Here is a 3,436-nt window from a genome sequence, read left to right as displayed (position 1 = left end):
TCTCAAGCCGGCGATCTACTCGGCGGCGGTGATCGCCTTCCTGCAGTCCTTCGAGAACTACAACACCTCGCTGTTCGTGGTGGGCTACGACACCACCCTGACGGTCTACATCGCCTCCAAGGTGCGCACCGGCCTCACCCCGGCGGTCAACGCCCTGGGCCTGATCCTGATACTGGTCACGGTGCTGCTGGCCGTGGCCTACGAGGTCAAGCGGCGCCGCGAGGCGGCGCGCACGGTGAAGGGGGTATAGCAGGCGCTGCTTGCGTTATGCTGGGCCCGACCGCAAGGGAGGGTACATGTCACACGATCACGACCATCACCACTCGCATCACCACTCGCATCACACGGGACACGACAGCCAGCGCAGACTCTTCTGGGCGATCCTGCTTACCGGCGGCTTCATGGTCGCCGAGATGGTGGGGGGCATCCTCTCCGGATCGCTGGCGCTGCTGGCCGACGCCGGCCACATGCTCACCGATACCGCCGCCCTGGCGCTGGCCTGGTTCGCCGCTCGCATCAGCCTCCGTCCGGCAGACGAGAAGCGCACCTTCGGCTACCACCGTGTCCAGATACTGGCCGCCTTCGTCAATGGCCTGACGCTGATCGCCATCGTGGTGTGGATCCTTATCGAGGCGATCCGCCGGCTGCTCTCGCCGATGGAGGTCATGGGCACCACCATGCTGGCGATCGCCGCCCTGGGGCTGGTGGTCAACGTGGTGGTGTTCGCCATCCTGCACTTCGGCGACCGCGACAACCTCAACATCCGCGGGGCCGCCCTGCATGTGCTGGGCGACCTGCTGGGCTCGGTGGCGGCCATCGTCGCCGCCCTGGTGATCCTGGCGACTGGCTGGATGCCCATCGACCCGCTGCTCTCGGTGCTGGTGGCGATGCTGATTCTGCGCAGCGCCTGGAAGCTGACCCGGCAATCGGCTCATATCCTGCTGGAAGGGGCCCCGGATGGCCTGGACGCGTCGACGCTGCGCCGCGAGATTCCCGAGCAGCTCGAGGCGGTCTGCAACGTGCATCATGTGCATGTCTGGTCGCTGACACCGGGACATCACCTGGTGTCGATGCATGCGGCCATCGAGGAGGGCGAGGATCGCCAGGCCACGCTGGTGGCGATCCGGTCCCTGCTGGTGGAGCGCTACGGCCTGAACCACGCCACCATCCAGCTGGAGAGCCGGCACCAGTGTGCCGACGAGCCCGGTGGGGGAGAGGAGAGAGGTTGAGCGTTTCCGCGTGCCCCTGGCGCGAGGCTGAGACCCACACCCGCACGCACCAGGTCGAGCATGCAGGCTTCTTGATCCACCTGGGCCAGCCCGTTGGGTGTCACGCCCAGGGGGTTGAGCACGGAATTGATCCCGGTGGCGATAGGACTAGTCTATACAGTACGGCGTCTCTTCCGATCGCAGAATAGATTCACCGATTCACCATGACTCCGAACTTTTATAACGACCATAAAGAGGCCAGCATGAGCACAAATCACATCCAGCATTATATCAATGGGCAAATGTCAGCCGGTGAATCCGGCCAGAGTCAGCCCGTGACCAATCCGGCCACCGGCCAGGTAACCGGCCAGGTGGCACTGGCCTCCCACGCCGACGTGGATAGCGCCGTGGCTGCCGCCAGGGCCGCCTTCCCGGCCTGGGCCAACATCCCGCCGATTCGCCGCGCTCGGGTGATGTTCAAGTTCCTCGAACTGCTCAACGCCCACAAGGACGAGCTGGCCGAGACGCTTACCCGGGAGCACGGCAAGGTGTTCACCGATGCCCAGGGCGAGGTGGCGCGCGGCATCGACATCGTCGAGTTCGCCTGCGGCATTCCGCAGCTGCTCAAGGGGGACTACACCGAGCAGGTCAGCACCGGCATCGACAACTGGACCCTGCGCCAGCCATTGGGCGTGGTGGCCGGTATCACCCCGTTCAACTTTCCGGTCATGGTGCCGATGTGGATGTTCCCCATCGCCATCGCCGCGGGAAACACCTTTATCCTCAAGCCCAGCCCGATCGACCCCAGCGCGTCGCTGCTGATTGCCGATCTGCTCAAGCAGGCCGGGCTGCCGGATGGCGTGTTCAACGTGGTGCAGGGCGACAAGGACTCGGTGGAGGCGCTGCTCGATCACCCCGACGTCAAGGCGCTCTCGTTCGTTGGCTCCACGCCGATCGCCAACCTGATCTACGAGCGCGGCGCTCACCACGGCAAGCGCGTCCAGGCCCTGGGCGGCGCCAAGAACCACATGGTGGTGATGCCCGACGCCAACCTCGACAAGACCGTCGACGCCCTGATCGGCGCGGCCTACGGCTCCGCCGGCGAGCGCTGCATGGCGATCAGCGTGGCGATACTGGTGGGGGACGTGGCCGACGAGATCGTGCCGCGCGTGGCTGAGCGAGCGAAGAAGCTGAAGATCAAGAACGGCCTGGAACTGGATGCCGAGATGGGCCCCATCGTCACGGCCCAGGCCCACCAGCGCATCACCGGTTACATCGACAAGGGCGTGGCAGAGGGCGCCGAGCTGGTGGTCGATGGCCGTGTCTTCGATCCTTCCGCTACCGGCGAAGGCTGTGCCGATGGCTTCTGGATGGGTGGCACCCTGTTCGATCACGTCACTCCGGAGATGACCATCTACAAGGAAGAGATCTTCGGTCCGGTGCTGGTCTGCGTGCGGGTGCCCGACATCGCCACCGCCATCCAGCTGATCGACGATCACGAGTTCGGCAATGGGGTGAGCTGCTTCACCGAGAGCGGCAGTACGGCCCGCGAGTTCGGCCGCCGCATCCAGGTGGGCATGGTGGGCATCAACGTGCCGATTCCGGTGCCCATGGCCTGGCACGGCTTCGGTGGCTGGAAGCGCTCGATGTTCGGTGACACCCACGCCTACGGCGAGGAGGGTGTGCGCTTCTATACCAAGCAGAAGTCGATCATGCAGCGTTGGTCGAGCTCCATCGAGCACGGGGCCGAGTTCGCGATGCCCACGTCCAAGTAACGTCTCCCTCAACGACCGACAGGCATGCCAGCCGGCCAGGTGGTTTGTGCCAGCTGACCGACTACCGCCACCCGCGTGGCGGTATGGCCAGCATGCCGAACGAGAGCATGCCATGGCTGAACAATCCAACGACAAGCAAGCCTTCGACTATATCGTGGTGGGCGCCGGCACCGCCGGCTGCCTGCTCGCCAACCGCCTCAGCGCCGACCCGTCCAACCGGGTGCTGCTGATCGAGGCTGGGGGCCGCGACAACTACCACTGGATCCATATCCCGGTGGGCTATCTCTACTGTATCGACAATCCGCGCACCGACTGGCGCTTCCGCACCGAGCCCGACAAGGGCCTGAACGGCCGCTCGCTGCTCTATCCGCGCGGCAAGACCCTCGGTGGCTGCTCCAGCATCAACGGTATGCTCTATCTCCGTGGCCAGTCCCGTGACTACGACGGCTGGGC

General features: G+C 65.2%; 3 protein-coding genes and 2 pseudogenes. 4 read left to right on the top strand and 1 reads right to left on the bottom strand.

The window, feature by feature from the left end; genetic code table 11:
* Together ACESMD_RS02970 and ACESMD_RS02965 are read left to right on the top strand one after the other, a co-directional pair.
* A pseudogene (locus tag ACESMD_RS02970) lies at positions 1–250 on the top strand (ABC transporter permease); the annotation flags it as partial.
* A gap of 46 nt (positions 251–296) precedes the next feature.
* On the top strand, positions 297–1,229 hold the full coding sequence (locus ACESMD_RS02965) for a cation diffusion facilitator family transporter (RefSeq protein WP_372610192.1): 933 nt from the start codon (positions 297–299) through the stop codon (positions 1,227–1,229).
* A gap of 11 nt (positions 1,230–1,240) precedes the next feature.
* On the opposite strand, the pseudogene ACESMD_RS02960 reads toward ACESMD_RS02965, so the two are convergent.
* A pseudogene (locus tag ACESMD_RS02960) lies at positions 1,241–1,348 on the bottom strand (LysR family transcriptional regulator); the annotation flags it as partial.
* Positions 1,349–1,471: 123 nt separating this feature from the next.
* On the opposite strand from ACESMD_RS02960, the gene ACESMD_RS02955 reads away from it, so the two are divergent.
* Both ACESMD_RS02955 and ACESMD_RS02950 read left to right on the top strand, forming a co-directional pair.
* Positions 1,472–2,983, top strand: coding sequence for a CoA-acylating methylmalonate-semialdehyde dehydrogenase (locus tag ACESMD_RS02955; protein WP_372610190.1), 1,512 nt, complete (start codon positions 1,472–1,474; stop codon positions 2,981–2,983).
* A gap of 112 nt (positions 2,984–3,095) precedes the next feature.
* On the top strand, positions 3,096–3,436 hold a 341-nt coding region (locus ACESMD_RS02950), incomplete at its 3' end, for a GMC family oxidoreductase N-terminal domain-containing protein (protein ID WP_372610188.1).

It is taken from the genome of Halomonas sp. (assembly GCF_041689495.1).
In the GTDB taxonomy this organism is placed as follows: domain Bacteria; phylum Pseudomonadota; class Gammaproteobacteria; order Pseudomonadales; family Halomonadaceae; genus Halomonas.
Note: the sequence above shows the minus strand (reverse complement) of the source record. Positions and strands in the feature narration are given on the sequence as shown.